Source organism: Streptomyces caniferus, assembly GCF_009811555.1.
GTDB classification, from domain to species: domain Bacteria; phylum Actinomycetota; class Actinomycetes; order Streptomycetales; family Streptomycetaceae; genus Streptomyces; species Streptomyces caniferus.
This window is the reverse complement of sequence record NZ_BLIN01000005.1, coordinates 189,557-206,820: the sequence shown is the minus strand read 5'-3', so window position 1 is coordinate 206,820 and position 17,264 is coordinate 189,557. Positions and strand designations below refer to the sequence as shown.

Here is a 17,264-nt window from a genome sequence, read left to right as displayed (position 1 = left end):
AGTGCGGTGAGGGGAGATTAGGGAGCGCGTGTTTCCCGCAGCGTCTTCGCAGATGAAGCGGACGTTTCCGCGGTGGCGCCAGGTTCGCTGCAGGCCCCTGCCGCCGGCGGCGCGGAGTCCGATCGCGCGAGGTTCGACGCCATGAAGTTCCACGGCGCCATGAGCAGGATGTCCTCGCGGCCCGCGCGGCGGAGCGGGTAGACATGAGGCTGCCGACGGCGGAGCGGCCCGGAACGGCACCGGGTGTTCCAGCCGCCGCCCGACGAGCCCTTACCGCCCCGCCCCCAACTCACCCCGCAGGAGGCACCCATGACAGCGGACCGACACGGGTACCCGATGAGCGATACCGGCGCCGAGGCCCTCGCGCATTACGAACAGGCGCTGGACGACCTGCTGTTCTTCCGGCCTCGGATCGCGGAGACCTCGGAGGCCGTACTGGCTGCCTCGCCGCGGTCGGTGCTGGGACACTCGCTGGCCGCCTACCTGGGGGTGCTGGGCACCGAGGAGAAGGATGCGGCCGCGGCACGGGACCGCTTCGTCCGTTTCCGCGCAGGCCTGGACACCGAACGGCTGACGCCCCGGGAACGTATGCACGTCGCCGCCGCAACGGCATGGCTCGACGGCGACCTGTACGGCGCCGGCCGCACCCTGGGGGACCTCACCATCGCCTTCCCGCGCGACGCGCTGGCACTGTTCGCGGGGCACCAGCACGACTTCCTCACCGGGGATGCCCAGCGCCTCCGCGACCGCGTCGGCGGAGCGCTGGACGCCTGGGACGGGGACGACCCCCACCACGGCCCGTTGCTCGGCATGTACGCCTTCGGCCTGGAGGAGTCGGGCCATTACGAACGTGCGGAGGAGGTCGGTCTGGCGGCCCTCGCCCAGCACCCGGGCGATGTGTGGGGCATCCACGGCGTGGTGCACACGTACGAGATGCGGGGGCGCTTCACGGACGGGATCCGCTTTCTCGACGCCCGTACGGACGACTGGTCCCAGGGCAGCCTGCTCACCGTCCACAACTGGTGGCACTACGCCCTCTACTCACTGGAGATCGGCGCCACCGACCGGGTCCTGGAGATCTACGACGCCGCGCTCCACCACGACGCCTCGGCCGGCGCGGCGATGGAACTGCTGGACGCCGCGGCGCTGTTGTGGCGGCTGTACCTGGCGCAGGACGACCAGAGCGCGCGGTGGTCCCGGCTCGCCGACGCCTGGGAGAACCGCCAGGACGGCCCGCACTACGCCTTCAACGACGCACATGCGGTCATGGCCTACGTGGGCGCGGGCCGCTTCGTCCAGGCGCAACGGCTCGTCCGGGACCGGGAGACCTGGGTGGCGGCGGAGTCCGCCGTGTCCAACCGCGCGATGACGGCCGAGGTCGGACTGCCGGTCTGCCGCGCTCTGATCGCCTACGGGCAGCACGACTACGACCGGGCCGCCGATCTGCTGCTGCCCGTACGCCACCGCCTGAACACCTTCGGCGGCAGCCACGCCCAGCGGGACGCGATCCAGCGCACCCTGGTCGAGGCGGCCCTGCGCGCGGGCCGCGCCGACCTGGCGCGGACCCTGCTCAGCGAGCGCATCCAGCTGCGCCCGGTCTGCCCGTACACCTGGTCGGCCAAGGCCCGGCTGGAGGAACAGCTCGGCGATCCGGCGCGGGCGGCGGCCGCCCGCGAGCGCGCCGCCGCGCAGGCGTCGGCGTGAGCGCGACGGCGCGAGTGCGGACGTCAGTGGGGTCCCGCGGGCAGGCCCGCGTCCTCGACGGCCGGTGAGGCGTCGGGCGCGGTGAACTCCGGGTCGGGTTCGAGGAATCGGATGGCGACGGCGGTGGCCAGGTGCAGGGCGGCGAAGATCCAGACGATGCCCTCCACCCCGACCGGGCCCAGCGCGAGGGCGACGATGGCGGGCCCGGCGAAGGTGCTCGCTCCGGCGCCCAGGTTGAGTGCGGACATGGCCTGCCCCTTGTGGCGCGGTGCCAGTGCGGGGACCAGCGCCGAGATCGGTACGTAGCCGGCGAGGGCGATGCCGTAGAGGGCGGCGGCCACCGCGGCGGCGGCGAAGTGCGGGCCCGCCACGACCGGTACGTAGTACAGCGCCAGGCAGGTGACCGCGCAGGCCACGGCGCCGAACCAGGTCATGGTGCGCTGCCATCCGAGGCGGTCGCCGACGGCCCCGAAGAACAGGTTGGCGAAGATGTTCGCGGCGAACATCACGCTGAGCAGGCGCAGCCAGGTCGAGGTGCTGAAGCCGACCGTCTCGGTGAAGAAGAACGGCAGGCAGACCAGGAATCCGAACTGGGAACCGGTGCTGAAGACACGGACCGCGGCGCCGATGGCCACGCGGGGGCGGCGCCGCATGATCGAGACGCTGCCCGCCAGGGTCGCGAGCGGAGCCCCGCGGTCCGGTGCAAGTCCGGTCCGGCCGGTGGGCTCGCGCACCAACAGCAGGGCGATCAGGCCGCCCAGCATCACCAGGCCGAGCGCGAGCCACAGGGTCTCGTAGGAGCCGACCAGGGGAATCGTGGCGCTGGCGACGAGTGATCCCAGGGTCGGCAGACCGCCGGTGAAGGCGAACCAGTACCAGCCGACCGCCGTTCCCAGCCGCCGCGGCGGGGTCGCCGCGGTGACCCACACCAGGAAGCCGTAGGCGAACAAGGGGTAGCCGAATCCGCGCAGCCCGTAGATGAGCAGCAGCAGCGGATAGTTCATGGCGGGCAGTGCCACCGTCAGCATGAGCAACTGGAAGACGAGCCAGATGGCGAAGCCGGCGGTCATCACCCTCCGTGGTCCCCACAGGTCCGAGAGGGCTCCCGAGAGCCAGGCGCCGAGGGCGACGGTGATCCCGTAGACGGCGATGACCACCGCCGCATCGGCTTTGGCCAGGCCCTGGTCGGCCAGGTACTTCGAGAAGAAGCCGGTCTCCACGCCGTCGCCGGTCATGAACAGCAGCACTCCCAGGAATCCCCAGGCCAGAGCCGGGGGTATGCCCAGGCGGGCGCATCGGGAGCGGCCGCGGGCCGGCGGGGGACCGGCGGCCGGTGTCCGTGCGGGGCGAAGGTGAGCGGGGCTGCTCATGGACTCTCCAGGGGGCTGGGCGTGATCGGGGAGCAAGGGGAGGGCGCACCGGCGGCTGCGTCGGCAGACGGTGAGCCGGCGCAAGTCTTCTCGCATTTTGTGCGAAGTCAAGACTCCTCTGATAAAAAAAGAAGCGGTACCGTGCTGAAAACCCAGGGGCGCGCCGGTCCGGAGCCGGATCGTGCACGGCCCCCGCCCCACCCCCGCACCCCGAGGGAGCCGTGAGCCCGCCATGACCACCACATCCGGGATTCCCACCACCATGTGTGCCGCAGTACTGCACGGACCGGGGCAGCTGAGCCTCGAGGAACGCCCCGTTCCCGTCCCCGGCCCGGGAGAGGTCCTGGTCCGCATCGAGGCGGTCGGGACCTGCGGCTCGGACGTGCACTACTACCGGCACGGGCGGATCGGCGACTTCGTCGTACGCGAGCCGCTCGTGCTGGGGCACGAGGCCGCAGGCACGGTGGTCGCCTGCGGTCCGGGCGCCGACACCCGCCGGATGGGGCGGCGGGTGTCCGTCGAGCCCGGCACGCCCTGCGGCAGCTGCGGCGAATGCCGTCCGGGCCGCTACAACCTGTGCCCGGACATGCGCTTCCTCGCCACGCCGCCCGTGGACGGCGCCTTCTGCGAATACCTCGCCGTCCGCGAGGACTTCGCCCACGAGGTCCCCGAAACCCTCACCGTCGAGGAGGCCGCCCTGCTGGAACCGCTGTCCGTGGCGGTCTGGGCCTGCCGCAAGGCCCGCGTCGCCCCGGGCGACCGGGTGCTGATCACCGGCGCCGGGCCCATCGGCCTGGTCGCCGCCCAGACCGCACGGGCCTTCGGCGCACGGGACGTACTGGTCACCGACGTCCTCCCGCACCGCCTCGACCTCGCCCGGGCCGTCGGCGCCACCGCCCTCGACGTCTCCCGCACACCGCTGTCCGAAGCCGAGTACACCCCCACCGTCCTCCTGGAGTGCTCCGGCGTGCCGGCCGTGAGCAGCGAGGCCATCCGCACCGTGGGCCGGGCCGGGCGGGTGGTCCTCATCGGGATGGGCGGTTCCGAGGTGCCGCTGCCCGTGAGCCGCGTGCAGAACTACGAACTGGAACTGACCGGTACCTTCCGCTACGCCCACACCTGGCCCGCCGCGATGTCCCTGGTGGAGTCCGGAAGGGTCCGGCTCGACTCGCTGGTCTCGCACGGTTACGGTCTTGCCGAGGCCGAGAGCGCACTGACCGTCGCCACCCACGACGCGACTGCGGTGAAGGCCGTCATCTACCCGCAGCGGTAGCCGCGCTGCCGCTGTCCGACCGGAAAGGGGCGGCCCCGATGGCTTCCACTCGGTCGTCGCTGGCCGAGGTCGACCGGCGACGGCAGGACGTACTGGCCCATGTCGTCGAGCACGGGGACGTGCGCATCGACGAACTCGCCAGACACTTCGGGGTCAGCCTCGCGACCATGCACCGCGATCTGGACCAGCTCGCCGAACGCCGGCTGCTGCGCAAGGAACGCGGCCGGGCCGCGCCGTTCCCGACGCTCACCATGGAGACCGCCACCCGCTTCCGCATCGGCGTGAACCGCCCGGTGAAGGAGGCGCTGTGCGCCGCCGTCGCCGACGAGATCCGGCCCGGCAGCACCGTCGTGCTGGACGACTCGACCACGGTCTTCCCGCTCGCGGCCCGGATCGCCCGGACCGAAGCGGTCACCGTGGTCACCAACTCCCTCGGCGTGGCCCGGCTGTTCGACGAGACACCGGGCGCCGACGTCACCCTCCTCGGTGGCCGCTACCGCGGCGAGTTCGGCTCCTGCGTCGGCCCCGAGGTGCTCCGCGCCCTCGGCCGGCTCCACGCCGATGTCGCGGTGATGTCCGCGGTGTCCGTGCTCGGCGGCCGGCTCTTCCACCCGATCCGCGACTACGCCGAGATCAAGGAGGCCATGCTCGACTGCGCCCAGCGGTCGCTGCTGCTGGTCGACCACACCAAGTTCGGCAAGACCGCCACGCATGCCTACAGCGACATCGCCCGCTACGACCGGGTCGTCACCGACCGCGGCGCACCGGCCGGGGAGCTCGCCGAACTGCGGCGCAGGGGAGTGGCCGTCGAGGTGGTCGGCGACTGACGGCACGCGGCCGATGCCCCCGGCCCGCAGCCCCCATTTCGCGACAACGTGGCCCTGCCGTCGGCCAAATGCCGGCCGCCGGACAACGTCGCGGCAACCCCGCCTGTCCTACCGCACGCACCTTTCTTCACTCTTCTTTGGAGGTCATACATGCGACGGTGGGGGACAGTGGCCGCGGCGCTCGTGCTGGCGGGCGCCGGGGTGGTGGGCGCGGCCGGAGCGGCCGGGGCCGCGACCGTCCCGGCGGGCAAGGCCCCCGTGGCCTGCTCGACCGCATGGGGCAGTACAGACAAGTCCGCGACGGACGTGAACATCGAGCCGTTGAAGAACATCAGGACCAGCCACACCGCGTGCTACGACCGCATGGTCTTCGACATCGGCGGCGCCACCGGCAAGGTCGGCTACCACGTCGGTTATGTCGATGCGTTCCACCAGGACGGCTCGGGCGAGCAGATACCCGTCAAGGGCGGCGCCATTCTGCAGATTTATGTGTCCGCGCCCAGTCACGACCCGGCGACCGGGAAGCAGACCTATGGCGGAACGGCCGGCAAGCCGCTTCCCGGGGTGAACATCAGCGGCTACTCGACGTTCAAGGACACCAAGTTCGGGGCGAGTTTCGAGGGACAGACCCAGGTCGGTCTGGGCGTGCGCGCCAGGCTTCCGTTCCGGGTGGTCCAGTCCGGTCAGGAGCTGATCGTGGACGTCGCCCACACCTGGTGATCCGCATCGCCGCGGTGCGCCCGGCCCCGTTCCGCCGAAAGGTCCGAAGCGGCCCGCTGACGCTCCGGTAAAGCTCCGGCGACAGGCAGAGAAATACCCCGGTCCGAATTGACGGCCGGGGTATTTCTCTGTGTATATTGAGGGCTTCTGTGTCTTCATCAGTTGCATGAAATAAGCCCAACTTCATTACCGAACTTTACCCGAGCGGAGTTGAATTGTCAAACGAGGAATTGCGGCAGGAGCAGGAATTCATCGATCTGCTCTATGCACGCCTCGCCGAACTGCGGGCCGGAGCCGAGACGGCGGTGAACGCGGCTCTTCCGCAGGGCGGGAACAATGCCCAGGCACGGCTGGAGCGGGATGTACTGGTGGCCGAGCACGCCGGACTGCTGGCCGCTTTCGACGCCGGGGAGAACGGCCTGTGCTTCGGCCGGCTGATCTTCCGGGACGGCAGCGACCACCACATCGGCCGCATCGGTATCCGGCGCGACGACGCGGACCGGACCCCGCTGGTGCTCGACTGGCGGGCCGACGTCGCCCGCCCGTTCTACCTCGCCACGGGGCACACCCCGATGGGCCTGCGTCGCCGGCGTCACCTCACGACCGAGAGGGTCGGGGTCTCCCGTGATGGAGCGGAGTCGAGAGCTTGGGGAAGGGTCACCGCCCTGCACGACGAGATCCTCGACCTGACCGACACCGAACGCACCGGGTACGAGGGCACCGACGCGGACGCCGTACTGCTGTCGACGCTGGACGCGGCACGCACCGGTCGGATGCACGACATCGTGCAGACCATCCAGGCGGAGCAGGACGCGATCATCCGTGCCCCGCACCACGGCGTCCTCGTCGTGGAGGGCGGGCCCGGCACCGGGAAGACCGTCGTCGCGCTGCACCGCGCCGCGTACCTGCTCTACGCGCACCGCGAACTGCTGGCCCGCCGCGCCGTGCTGATCGTCGGCCCCAACCCCGCCTTCCTCGGCTACATCGAGGACGTGCTGCCCTCGCTCGGCGAGACGGGCGTCCTGCTCGCCACGCCCGGCGAGCTGTTCCCGGGCGTGACCGCGACCGGAACCGACACCGCCGAAGCCGCCACGATCAAGGGCGGTGGGGCGATGGCGGCCGTTCTGGCGGAGTACGTACGCGACCGGCAGACCCTGCCCGACCCCGAGATCGTGATCGACCACGACGACGGCGAACTGCGGCTGGACGCGGACATGGCGCACGAGGCACGACGCCTCGCCCGCGAGACCAAGCTGCCGCACAACCTCGCCCGCCCCCACTTCGCGTTCCGCATCATCGACGCACTCACCGCCCAACTGGCCGACCGGCTGGGCGCGGACCCCTTCGGCGGACCGAACTTCCTCGGCCCCGACGACCTCGCCCAGCTCGGCAAGGCGATCGCCACCAGCCGCGAAGTGCACCGCGCCATCGAGGAATTGTGGCCCGCCCTCACACCGGAGCGGCTGGTCGCCGACTTCCTCGCCGAGCCCGTCCACCTCCCGGACGCCGACGCGGAGGCGATCCGCCGCACGGACGGCGACTGGACCCCCGCGGACATCCCCCTCCTGGACGAGGCGGCCGAACTCCTCGGCGAGGACGACTCGGCGGCCCGCGCCGCCGCCGAAGCGGAACGCCAGGAGCAGATCAGGTACGCCCAGGGCGTGCTGGAACTCTCCTACGGCTCCCGTACCCAGGAGTTCGAGGACCGCGAGGACGAGGATTCGGAGGTGCTGGCCGCGCACGACCTGCTGGACGCGGAACGGCTCGCCGACCGGCACGAGGAGGCCGACCACCGCACCGCCGCCGAACGCGCCGCGGCCGACCGGACCTGGGCCTTCGGCCACATCATCGTGGACGAGGCGCAGGAACTGTCCGCGATGACGTGGCGGTTGCTGATGCGCCGCTGTCCCACCCGCTCGATGACCCTGGTCGGTGACCCGGCCCAGACCGCCGAGCCGGGCGGCTGCGGTTCGTGGGAGAGCATCCTCGCGCCGTACACCGGCGACCGCTGGCAGCATGTCAGGCTCGGGGTCAACTACCGTACGCCGAGCGAGATCATGGACATCGCCGCACAGGTCCCCCGGTCGACGGATCCCGCCTTCGAACCGCCGCGCTCGATCCGCTCGACCGGCGTACCCCCGTGGGCGCACCGAACCGACGACCTGGCGCGCGCCGTCGCCGAGGCCGTCGCACGGGATGCCCATGAGGAAGGCCGCCTCGCCGTGATCGCCCCGGCCTCCCACCACGAGGCCCTGGCCGCCGCCCTCCCGGGGGCCTCCGTCGGCCCCTCCCCGGATCTGACCAGCCCGGTGGTACTGATCGACCCCCGTCAGGCCAAGGGGCTGGAGTTCGACACGGTGATAGTGGTGGAGCCGGCGGAACTCGGCGCCAGCGACCTCTACGTCGCACTCACCCGGGCGACCCAACGGCTCGGCGTCATCCACGCGGCACCCCTGCCACCGGGACTGGAGACGCTCCCGCCGCGGACCGCCGCCCTCGCCGGTCGGTGACCGCCGGCCGCCGGGGCGCCGTACGGAGAGAGACGGCGCCCCGGGAGAGGGGGTTCCCGGGGGCAGGTGGCAGAGCCGTGGTGTCGGCGGCGTGTCGGGGCCGGTGGTCAGGTGTCGGTGGCCTGTCGGGGACTGTCGGTCCGATGTCGGCGGGGTCCGGCACCTTGTGAGAGGTCCGGCCGGGTGCCCACCCGGCTGTCGGTTGGGGAAGGGGATCTCTTGTGCATGACGTAGTGATCGTGGGGGCCGGCCCGGTTGGTCTGTTCCTCGCCTGCGAGCTCGGCCTCGCGGGCTGCTCTGTCCTGGTGCTCGAGCGGGAGGCGGAGCCACGCTCCCCGTACAAGGGGAAGTCGCTCGGGATGCGGGGCCTGTCCGCCGCTTCGGTCGAGGCGTTCCACCGCCGCGGGATGCTGCACCAGCTGCGGGTGGCATCGGGCGCCCACGACGACCCCGGTGCGGACTCCGAAGCGCGCCCGCCGTCATCCCTCCGCGGCGTGGGTCATTTCGCCGGGATGAGGCTCGATCCGGCCCGGATGGACGACGCCGCCCTGCCGTACCGGCTTCCCGGCGCGGCGATGGACGGCATGGTGACCCACCTCGAAGCGGTCGAGACGGTGCTGTCCGAGCAGGCATCCCGGCTCGGCGTGGAGATCCGGCGCGGCGTCACGGTCTCGGCCCTCACCCAGAACGAGGAGAGCGCGGTCGCGCACGCCGGCGAGCACGCGTACCCGGCGCGCTGGGTCGTCGGCTGCGATGGCGGACGCAGTACGGTGCGTGGACTGGCGGGCTTCGCATTCGTCGGCACCGAGCCGCAGTTCACCGGCTACACCATGCAGGCCACCGCAGCCGATGACGGGAAGCTGCGCTCCGGGATCAACCTGACGCCGACGGGCATGTACCTCCAGATGGTGGCGGGGCACATCGCCATGGCGGACTTCGACGGCGGCGCGTTCGACCGCTCGCAGCAGCTGACCCGCGACCATCTCCAGTCGGTTCTGCGCCGGGTGTCCGGCACCGACGTGACGCTGACCGAGGTGCATCTCGCCTCCAGCTTCACCGATCGGGCGATGCAGACGACGACCTACCGGCGGGGACGCGTCCTGCTCGCCGGCGACGCCGCCCACATCCACTCGCCCCTCGGCGGACAGGGACTCAACACCGGTATAGGCGACGCCATGAACCTGGGGTGGAAGCTCGCGGCGACCGTGCACGGGCACGCACCGGACGGGCTGCTCGACACCTACACCCGCGAGCGCCATCCGATCGGCGCGAAGGTGCTCGACTGGTCGCGTGCCCAGGTGGCGGTCATGCGGCCGGACCCGCACTGCCAGGCGATCCAAGGAGTGGTGCGCGACCTGATCGGGACCCGTGACGGCACGACCTACGTGGCCCAGAGGCTGTCGGGAGCGTCGATCCGTTACGACCTCGGCAGCGAGCATCCACTGGTCGGCCGCAGCGCCCCGGACCTCCACCTGGAAGACGGCACCCGCCTCAGCGACCTGATGCGGGACGGACGGGGCGTCGCGCTCGATTTCAGCACCGACCAATGCCTGCACGGTTCGGCGAAGGGCTGGCAGAGCCGGATGCGGCACGAAGCCGGTCCGGTGAGAAACGACCTGGGACTGGGTGCCGTGCTGGTCCGCCCCGACGGTGTGGTCGCCTGGGCAGGTGAGCCCACCCCTGACCGCGCAGCGTTCGAGGAGGCCGCCAGCCGGTGGTTCGGTTGCCCGGAGAGCTGAAGCGGGCTACCCCGTTCTCCTGAGTGCCCACCCGTTCCGTTCCCACGGGTCCCGAAAAGGCGTGAAGGCAAGCATTCCGAAGCAACGTCACTTGCCGGGAACATCACCGCGGCCCTCCCCTTTTCTTACTCACCCCAGTCCAAGGAGCACAGATGACGATCACGGTCCGACCGGGAAGCACCGTGATGTTCACCGGCGATTCGATCACCGACTGCCAACGGCTGGAGAGCGAGGACGGACTCGGGTTCGGCTACCCGCTGCGCGTCGCGGGCGAGTGGGGCTTCCGGCATCCGGACCGGCCCGTGACCTGGCTGAACTCCGGAATCGCGGGCCACAAGGTGCAAGACCTCGAAGCCCGCTGGCAGACAGACGTACTCGACGCGGGCCCGGACGTGGTGTCGATCCTCGTGGGGGTCAACGACATGGGCTGGCACACGCTGGACCCGGAGGGGTACGTGATCCCCGTGGAGGAGTTCACAGCGGGCTACGACCGCCTGCTCGCGCCCCTCGCCGAGGCGGGCACGGAGCTGATCCTCATCGAGCCGTTCCTCCTCCCGATCCAAGGCGTCGTCGAGGCAGGTGCCGGGACCGCGCGCATCGGAGTGGAGGAGCGAAAGGAATGGCGCGCCGACCTGGACCCCAAGATCCAGGCCGTACGGGAACTCGCCGACACCTACGGTGCCCAGCTGCTGCCCGCCGACCGCATGTTCTCCGAACTCGCCGCGACGACCGGACCGGAATACTGGGCCCAGGACGGCGTGCACCCGACGCCGGCCGGTCATGCCGCACTCGCGGCGGCCTGGCTGCGCCTGGTCGCGTAACCGGGCGGTCAGGCCACGGCCGTCCCGGCCAAGATGCGGTACACCACGTTGCGGCGCAGCGGGCCGTCGGGGACGCCGGGATCGTCGAAGTCGTCGGCGGGGTCGTGGGTCATGCCGATGCGGCGCATCACGGCCTGGGAGCGGAGGTTGGTGGCGGTCGTCACCGCGAGGATCTCCGACAGACCGAGGGTGGTGAAGCCGAAGTCCAGGGCGGCCCGGGCGGCCTCGGAGGCGTAACCGTGGCCCCAGGCCGACCGGGCCAGACGCCATCCGGCCTCCACTCCGGTGAAGGGCATGTCCTCGTCCACCGGGTCGAGTCCGGTGAAGCCGATGAACTCGCCGGTGGCGCGCACCTCAAGGGCCCACCACCCCCAGCCGCGCTCGTCGAGGTCGGTCTGGAAGCGGGCGGTGGAGGCCTCGCTCTGCTCTCGCGTCAGCACTCCCGGGAAGTACCGACGGACCTCGGGGTCGGCGTTCATCGCCGCCCAGGGCGCCAGGTCGGAGGGCCGCCAGGCGCGCAGCAGCAGGCGTTCGGTTCGCAGTTCGGACATCGCGCCAACCTAGCCCGCTCGGGTGGGGGAGGCGAGCGAATAAGGACGAGCGAATGAAGCGATGAGAAGGGAGGCGCCGTTGCGGCGCGGACGGGCCGACCCGTCCGCGCCGCAACGTCCCTGCCGGAGAAGGCCGGTCCGGTTCCCCCGGCCCGCGGTCTACTTGACCGAGCCCGCCATGATCCCCTGCACGAAGTGCCGTTGGAAGGCGAAGAACACGATCAGCGGCACGATCAGGGACAGGAACGCACCGGGTGCCAGGACGCCGATGTTGCTGCCGAACTGCCGCATCTGCGACTGGAGGGCCACCGTCAACGGCTGGGACGCGTTGTCGGCGAAGAGCAGCGCGACCAGCATGTCGTTCCAGACCCACAGGAACTGGAAGATGGCCAGGCTGGCGATGGCGGGGCGGCCCAGCGGCAGGATCAGCTGGGAGAAGATGCGCCACTCCCCGCCGCCGTCCATGCGGGCGGCCTCCAGCATCTCCTTGGGGATCTCCGCGAAGTAGTTGCGCAACAGGAAGATGGCGAACGGCAGGCCGTAGGCGGTGTGGAAGAGGACCACGCCGGGGATGGAGCCGAACAGGCCGAGCGCGCCGAAGAGTTTGGCCACCGGCAGCAGCCCGATCTGGACCGGCACCACGAGCATGGCGACCACCACGAGGAAGATCCAGTCCCGGCCGGGGAAGTCCATCCAGGCGAAGGCGTATCCGGCCAGTGCGGCGATCACGACCACGGCGAGGGTGGTGGGCACCGAGATCAGCACGGTGTTCCAGAACGCCTGGACGATGCCCGAGTCCTTCAGCAGCGCCGTGTAGTTGTCCAGCGACAGCTGTCCGGGCGCGGTGAGAGCGGTCCACCAGCCGCTGCCGGCGTTGGCCTCCTCCGTACGCAGGGAGGAGAGGAAGAGACCGGCGGCGGGGGTGAGCCAGACCAGGCCGATGAGGAGCAGGAACAGCTGGATCGCGCCGCGGCTGAGACGCTTCACCGGCCGTGCCGTCGCCCGCCTGCGGGGCGCGGCGGTTCCGGGGACGGTGGTCATGACTGGCTCCTGCGGAAACGTCGGATGTTGAGGGCCATGGCCGGGACCACCAGGAGCAGCAGCAGGACACCGAGGGCGCTGCCGAGGCCCTGGTTGTTGCCGCCGCCGAAGGAGACCAGCCACATCTGCAGGGCCAGGACATTGGCGTCCTGCTGTACGGGACCGGGCGCGATGATGTAGACGAGGTCGAAGACCTTCATCACATTGATCACCATCGTCACGAACACCACGCCCAGGACGGGGCCGAGCAGCGGCACGGTGATCCGGCGGAAGACCTGCCACTCGTTCGCACCGTCCATCCGGGCGGCCTCCAGCACATCGCGCGGCATCGAGGAGAGCCCCGCGCCGATGAGGACGAGCGCGAAGCCGGTCCAGATCCACATGTAGGCGCCGATGATCGCAGGGGTGATGAGTGCCGGACCGAGCCAGGAGATGCCCTCGTACGGCGGGGCGAAATCCTTCGCGGGGAGCTGGACGGCGTAGGAACCCGGAGCCAGATGGGGCAGGCGGTAGGAGCCGTCCGCCCCGGTGGTGGCCGTCGCCACGACCTTGCCGTGGGAGTCGACCGCCTCGACGGCGAGCTTCGGCAGACCGCGTTCACGGGGGTCCACCGCGCCGGGTGTGCCGCCACCGCCGGGGGTGAAGTCGAGGTAGACCACACCGCGCAGTTCACGGCCGCCGGCCGGGGACTTGGCGGCCTGCGCGGCGGGCCGTGCCTGGGACGGCATGTCCTTGGGCGCGACGCCGACCAGACCGAGGTCGACGGTGTTTCCCGGGCCGGTGCGGTGCGCCGTCCGGTACGAGCCGTCGTGGCCCTTGGTCAGCTGCTTGTCGCCGAGGCGTGCCTTGGCGGTGGGGAAGGAGGGGGACTCCCCCTGCACCTTGTCGTGGATGCCGACGGTGATCGCGTTGAGCACACCGCGCTGCGGATCCTGCTCGTAGGCGAGGCGGAAGATGATGCCCGCGGCGAGGAAGGAGATCGCCATCGGCATGAACATCAGCAGCTTGAACGCCGTCTTCCAGCGGATCTTCTCGGTCAGGACGGCGAGGACCAGGCCGAGTCCGGTCAGCAGCGCGGGGGCGAAGACCACCCAGATCGCGCTGTTGCGGATGGCCCGGAGCGTGGCCGGGTCCTGGAACATCGCCGTGTAATTGCCGGCGCCGACGAAGGTGTTGCCCGAGGCGTCGTACAGGCTGCGGATCACCGAGAACACGATGGGGTACGCGACCAGGGCGCCCAGCAGCAACAGTGCGGGGAAGAGGAACAGCGCGGCGATCCGGCGGCGGCGCCGTACGGCGCGGCGCACCGGGTCGGTTGCCCTGCCGGGCGCGCGGCCCGGGGGGAGGGACGCGGCGGCGCGCGAAGTGGCGGGCGCCGCCGCGGGAGTCGTCACAGGCATCGATCGGGCCCTCGGTCCTTACTTTCCGTACGCCTTGGCCGCGGCGGCCTCGAGCTTGTGGGCCGTGCCTTCGGGGTCCGAGGGGTCGCGCAGGAAGTCCTGGAGCAGCTTCCATTCGCCGGCGCCCTGGGTGCCGCCGAACGCCGCGGGGGCCTGGTCGGACATGTCGAAGCGCACGGAGTTCCCGGCGTCGGTCAGCGACTGGGCGGCCTTGCGGGTGACCTCGTCGTGGTACGCGTTCGCGGGCACCTTCTTGTTGGGCGAGATGTAGCCGCCCGCCTTGGCCCAGACGCCGGACGCCTCGGGAGTGGCCAGATACTTCACCAGCTCCATCGCGGCCTTCTTGTTCTTGCCGGCCTTGAGCACCACCGCCGCGTCGCCGCCGCTGACCACCGGCGCCTTGCCGCCGTCGACCGAGGGGAAGGGGAAGAACTTCGCGTCCTTGCCGACCTCCTTGTGGAGCTCGTCGGTGACCAGGGCGCTGACGAAGTCACCCTCGTAGACCATGGCCGCCTTCGGCTCCGGGCCGAAGACCTGCTGGACGGACTCGGGGAAGTCGGTGCGCAGGGCGCCCGAACCGCCGCCCGCCACCAGGCTCTTGTCGCTGAACAGCTTGCCGAGCGAGGTGAGTGCCTTGACCACGCTGGGGTCCGTCCACGGGATCTTGTGGGCGGCGAGCTTGTCGTACTTCTCCTGACCGGCCTGGGAGAGGTAGACGTTCTCGAACCAGTCGGTCAGCGGCCAGCCCGCCTCGCCCGCGACGGAGAACGCCGGCACGCCCGAGTCGGACAGGGTACGGCCCGACTTCAGCATCTCCTGGTACGTCTTCGCGGGGGTGACCCCGGCCTGACCGAACGCCTCCGGGCTGTACCAGACCGTCGACTTGTGCGAGGCCTTGAAGTACAGGCCGTAGTAGGTCTTGTCGACCGTGCCGTAGTCCTTCCACACCTGGGCGAAGTTCTTCTTCGCCTCGGCGCCGATCTCCGCCGACAGGGGAGCCAGCCAGCCCTTCTTGGCGAACTGCTGGAGCACACCGACCTGGGGGACCATCACCACATCGGGGGCGTTGCCGCCCTCGACCTGGCTGCCGATGACCGTGGAGACGTTGTCGCCGGTGGAGGCGAAGGTGACCTTCGCACCGGTCTTCTCGGAGAACGCGTCCAGGACCTTCTTGAAGTTCTGCTGTTCCACGCCGGTCCAGACGCCCGCCACGGTCACGGTCTGGCCGGAGAGCTCCTGCTTCTTGCCCCCGGCGGACACATTGCCGCCGCATGCGGTGGCGCAGAGCGCCAGAGCGAGCACGGCGGCGCCGGACAGGGCGGCTCGGGTGTGTCGAACTGCGGGTCGTCTCATCGTGGGTTCCCTTCGGAGGACTGACGGGGGAGGGGGAGGAGAGGTGGGGCTATCGGGGGGTGGGAGCGTGCATCCACCAGGCGGCGGTCGAGCCCGGCAGCGTTCCTGCGGGGCAGTCGCCGCTCGCCAGCAGCGGGACTCCGGGGACGGGAGCCGGCACCGGCTCGGTACCGAAGTTGACGGCGCAGACCAGACCGTCGCCACGGACGAACGCCAGCACCTGCGGCGGCGACTCCAGCCAGCGCAGGGTGCCTTCGCCGAGCTGCGGAAGACTGCGGCGCAGCTGCAGCCCTTCGCGGTACAGGTGCCAGAACGACCGGGTGTCGGCCAGTGCCCGGTCCGTGGCGTGGTCGGCGAACCATGCGGGCTGCGGCAGCCAGGGCCGCGCGGCGTCGGTACCGGAGGTGAAGCCGAACGGGGAGGCGTGTCCGGACCAGGGCAGGGGCACCCGGCAGCCGTCGCGGATGTGCTCCCGGCTGCCCGTGCGGTGGTAGATCGGGTCGGTGAGGACCTCGTCGGGCAGGTCGACGACCTCCGGCAGGCCCAGCTCCTCGCCCTGGTAGATGTACGCGGCGCCGGGCAGCGCCAGCATCAGCAGCGCGCCGGCGCGGGCGCGCGCGGGGCCCAGGCCTTCCCCGGTCACCACCGGAGGTGTCCCCGGAGCGGTGTCCCCGGCCCGGACGCCGGGTTCGGTCGCGTACCGGGTGACGGTCCGGACCTGGTCGTGGTTGTTGAGCACCCAGGTGACCGTGGAACCGGTGCCCGCGATGTCGGTCAGCGCCTCGGAGATGACCCGGCGGAAGGTGTCGATGTCCCAGCGCGCGGTCAGCAGGTGGAAGAAGAACGCCTGGTGCAGTTCGTCGGGCCGGACGTACGCGGCCTGTTCGCTCGGTGTCCGTACGGAGACCTCGCCGACCAGCAGCCGGTCATGGCCGTCGCGGGCCGTGTACTCCTCGCACACCGCGCGCCAGTCGCGCCACACCTGGTGCACCTCGGGCTGGTTCCAGGCCAGCGGGTTGACCGAGTCGCGGGTCCGCTCGTCGGCCGCGGGGTCGGGGGAGTCGGGCAGCTCGGGGTGCTTGAACAGTCCGGCGGCCACATCGATGCGGAAGCCGTCGACACCGCGGTCCAGCCAGAAGCGCAGCACCTGGTCGAAGTCGGCGGCCACGGCGGGGTTGCGCCAGTTCAGGTCGGGCTGCTCGGGCGTGAACATGTGGAGGTACCACTGGCCCTCGGCGCCGGACGCCTCCTTGACGCGGGACCAGGCGGGGCCGCCGAACATCGCCCGCCAGTTGTTGGGCGGCAGCTCGCCGGCCTCTCCGCGGCCGTCGGCGAAGTGGAACAGCGACCGTGCCGGGCTTCCCGGCCCGTCCGCCAGGGCGGCCCGGAACCACGGGTGCTCGCTGGAGCAGTGGTTGGGGACGATGTCCAGGAGCACCTTCAGGCCCAGCCGGTGGGCGTCGGCCACCAGGCTGTCGAATTCGGCGAGGTCGCCGTATACGGGGTCCACCTCGCGGTAGTCCGCGACGTCATAGCCGTGGTCGTGCTGCGGGGAGGGGTAGAAGGGGCTGAGCCAGATGCCGTCCACCCCGAGCTTCTTGAGGTACGGCAACCCCGTGCGGACGCCGGCCAGATCGCCGATGCCGTCGCCGGTGCTGTCGAGGAAGCTGCGGACGTAGACCTGGTAGATCACCGCATCGCGCCACCAGCGCTGTGCCGTGTCGGGGGACGGGGTCCCGGCGGCGCCCTGAAGGGCGGGGGAGGCCGGGCCGGGGAGGGAGGGGGAGGGCGCGGAGTCGGCCGAGGAGCCGTTCCCTGCCGTGGCTATGAGCATCTGCCGTGATCCCGTTCTTGCATGGGCATGCCGTGCGGCTGCAATCGCTGTCGCTGTTATGCATGCATGTTAAGTAGGGATGTCTTTCGAGTGTCAACGAAATGGTCGAAACTCGCTGCGA

13 protein-coding genes are annotated in these 17,264 nt (G+C 70.9%); 7 read left to right on the top strand and 6 right to left on the bottom strand.

Going from position 1 to position 17,264, the window contains the following annotated elements:
• Nucleotides 1–309: 309 nt before the first annotated feature.
• A complete protein-coding gene (locus tag Scani_RS17570) occupies nt 310–1,704 on the top strand; it encodes a tetratricopeptide repeat protein (protein WP_159476948.1) in 1,395 nt (464 codons plus the stop codon).
• A gap of 23 nt (nt 1,705–1,727) precedes the next feature.
• Here the strand turns inward: Scani_RS17570 and Scani_RS17565 are convergent, their stop codons facing one another.
• The gene (locus tag Scani_RS17565) at nt 1,728–3,074 is read right to left on the bottom strand and encodes an MFS transporter (RefSeq protein ID WP_159476945.1); all 1,347 of its coding nucleotides are present in this window, start codon (nt 3,072–3,074) and stop codon (nt 1,728–1,730) included.
• Between the two features lie 232 nt (nt 3,075–3,306).
• On the opposite strand from Scani_RS17565, the gene Scani_RS17560 reads away from it, so the two are divergent.
• The 6 genes from Scani_RS17560 to Scani_RS17535 all read left to right on the top strand — a co-directional run bounded on the left by Scani_RS17560 (nt 3,307) and on the right by Scani_RS17535 (nt 10,964).
• A complete protein-coding gene (locus Scani_RS17560) occupies nt 3,307–4,347 on the top strand; it encodes an NAD(P)-dependent alcohol dehydrogenase (RefSeq protein ID WP_174872717.1) in 1,041 nt (346 codons plus the stop codon).
• Between the two features lie 38 nt (nt 4,348–4,385).
• Complete coding sequence (locus Scani_RS17555; RefSeq protein ID WP_159476942.1) at nt 4,386–5,174, top strand: DeoR/GlpR family DNA-binding transcription regulator; 789 nt, start codon at nt 4,386–4,388, stop codon at nt 5,172–5,174.
• Between the two features lie 150 nt (nt 5,175–5,324).
• Nucleotides 5,325–5,894 (top strand): AMIN-like domain-containing (lipo)protein, encoded by a 570-nt coding sequence (locus Scani_RS17550; protein WP_159476939.1) that lies wholly within the window; start codon nt 5,325–5,327, stop codon nt 5,892–5,894.
• A gap of 215 nt (nt 5,895–6,109) precedes the next feature.
• A complete protein-coding gene (locus tag Scani_RS17545; RefSeq protein WP_246295952.1) occupies nt 6,110–8,404 on the top strand; it encodes a HelD family protein in 2,295 nt (764 codons plus the stop codon).
• A 221-nt stretch (nt 8,405–8,625) separates the two neighbouring features.
• A complete protein-coding gene (locus Scani_RS17540) occupies nt 8,626–10,143 on the top strand; it encodes an FAD-dependent oxidoreductase (protein WP_159476936.1) in 1,518 nt (505 codons plus the stop codon).
• A 152-nt stretch (nt 10,144–10,295) separates the two neighbouring features.
• Nucleotides 10,296–10,964 (top strand): SGNH/GDSL hydrolase family protein, encoded by a 669-nt coding sequence (locus Scani_RS17535; RefSeq protein ID WP_159476933.1) that lies wholly within the window; start codon nt 10,296–10,298, stop codon nt 10,962–10,964.
• An 8-nt stretch (nt 10,965–10,972) separates the two neighbouring features.
• Here Scani_RS17535 and Scani_RS17530 read toward each other — a convergent pair whose 3' ends face one another.
• The 5 genes from Scani_RS17530 to Scani_RS17510 all read right to left on the bottom strand — a co-directional run bounded on the left by Scani_RS17530 (nt 10,973) and on the right by Scani_RS17510 (nt 17,143).
• Nucleotides 10,973–11,515 carry a GNAT family N-acetyltransferase gene (locus Scani_RS17530; RefSeq protein ID WP_159476930.1) on the bottom strand — a complete coding sequence of 181 codons (543 nt, stop codon included), beginning with the start codon at nt 11,513–11,515 and terminating at the stop codon, nt 10,973–10,975.
• A 159-nt stretch (nt 11,516–11,674) separates the two neighbouring features.
• Nucleotides 11,675–12,556, bottom strand: a complete 882-nt coding sequence (locus tag Scani_RS17525; RefSeq protein WP_159476927.1) for a carbohydrate ABC transporter permease — start codon at nt 12,554–12,556, stop codon at nt 11,675–11,677.
• Nucleotides 12,553–13,956: an ABC transporter permease subunit gene (locus Scani_RS17520; protein ID WP_159476924.1), complete on the bottom strand. Its 1,404-nt coding sequence runs from the start codon at nt 13,954–13,956 to the stop codon at nt 12,553–12,555. The genes Scani_RS17525 and Scani_RS17520 overlap by 4 nt, the downstream gene beginning before the upstream one ends.
• Nucleotides 13,957–13,974: 18 nt before the next feature.
• Nucleotides 13,975–15,309, bottom strand: a complete 1,335-nt coding sequence (locus Scani_RS17515; protein ID WP_159476921.1) for an ABC transporter substrate-binding protein — start codon at nt 15,307–15,309, stop codon at nt 13,975–13,977.
• 49 nt (nt 15,310–15,358) lie between these two features.
• Nucleotides 15,359–17,143, bottom strand: a complete 1,785-nt coding sequence (locus tag Scani_RS17510; protein ID WP_159476918.1) for a glycoside hydrolase family 13 protein — start codon at nt 17,141–17,143, stop codon at nt 15,359–15,361.
• Between the last annotated feature and the right edge of the window lie 121 nt (nt 17,144–17,264).